Consider the following 1329-nt stretch of genomic DNA (forward strand, 5'->3'; position numbering starts at 1 on the left):
GAGAGTGTCCTGTCTTTTGTGTATGAGTGATCCGGTCCATGCTTCATCGAAAGGAAGCATGCATGACGATCTCCAAGGAACTACTGGATGAGCTGCTGAAGGGCGTTGAGCGCCCCGAGGATTTTTTCGGCGATACCGGGCTGATGAAAGAGCTGAAGATCCGATTGATGGAACGGATGCTCGGCGCCGAACTGACCGCGCATCTGGGCTATGAAGAGGGGAAAGAAGCGCCTCCAGGCCAGCGTAATCGGCGTAACGGCGCATCGACGAAGGTGCTGAAGGGCCAGGATGGCGAATTGCCGGTGGCGGTGCCGCGCGACCGCGACAGCAGTTTCGAGCCCGAATTGGTGAAGAAGGGCCAGACCCGGATCGACGGGATGGACGACAAGATCATCGGGCTCTACGCCGCCGGGCTGACGGTGCGGGACATCCAGGCCCATCTTCTAGACCTCTATGGCCTGAAGGTGTCGCCCGACCTGATCAGCCGCGTCACCGATGCGGTTCTGGACGAGGTTCGGGAATGGCAGAGCCGGGCGCTGGACCGGATGTATCCCATCGTGATCTTTGACGCCCTGCGGGTGAAGATCCGCGATGCCGATAGCCGGACCGTTAAAAACAAGGCCGTCTATGTGGCCCTCGGCGTCACCCGCGAGGGCCTGCGCGAGGTTCTGGGTCTCTGGATTGCCGAGAACGAGGGCGCCAAATTCTGGCTCTCGGTAATGAACGAACTGAAGAACCGGGGCGTCCAGGACATCCTGATCGCCGTTGTCGATGGGCTCAAGGGCTTCCCCGAGGCGATCACCGCCGCCTTCCCGGAGGCCATGGTTCAGACCTGCATCGTCCATCTGGTGCGCCACAGCCTGAACTTCTGCTCGTGGAAGGACCGCAAGGCGGTGGCCACTGACCTGCGCCGGATCTACGGGGCCGCCACCGCCGATATGGCCGCCACCGAGCTGGATGCTTTCGAGGGAAAATGGGCCGCGAAATACGCATCCATCGCACCGGCATGGCGGCGCGCCTGGCAGGAGGTGATCCCGTTCTTCGCCTTCGATCCGACAATCCGGAAGATCATCTACACCACGAATGCCATTGAGAGCCTGAACCGCGTGATCCGCAAATCCATTAAGACGCGCGGGTCGTTCCCAACCGACGAAGCTGCAACCAAGCTGATCTACCTCGCGATCCGAAACTTCGAGAAAGATGGTCGCAACGTCCGGGAATGGTTTGCCGCCCGCAACCAGTTCGCCATAATGTTCGGCGAGCGCTTCGCCGCTTGAGTATCTGAAACCGCATGGACCGGCCCAGATACACAGACTTCAGGACAGTCCC

Annotated in this window: 1 protein-coding gene; it reads left to right on the forward strand. The window is 60.6% G+C overall.

What is annotated here, in order from left to right; translation table 11 throughout:
- The first annotated feature begins 62 nt into the window (after positions 1-62).
- A complete protein-coding gene (locus tag H0485_RS21225) occupies positions 63-1277 on the forward strand; it encodes an IS256 family transposase (RefSeq protein ID WP_226937864.1) in 1215 nt (404 codons plus the stop codon).
- The last annotated feature ends 52 nt before the right edge of the window (positions 1278-1329 follow it).

Source organism: Pseudogemmobacter faecipullorum, assembly GCF_020539525.1.
In the GTDB taxonomy this organism is placed as follows: domain Bacteria; phylum Pseudomonadota; class Alphaproteobacteria; order Rhodobacterales; family Rhodobacteraceae; genus Pseudogemmobacter; species Pseudogemmobacter faecipullorum.

Coding starts and splice junctions, on each gene's coding strand:
- H0485_RS21225 (WP_226937864.1), top strand. CDS start 63: ATGACGATCTCCAAGGAACTACTGGATGAGCTGCTGAAGGGCGTTGAG.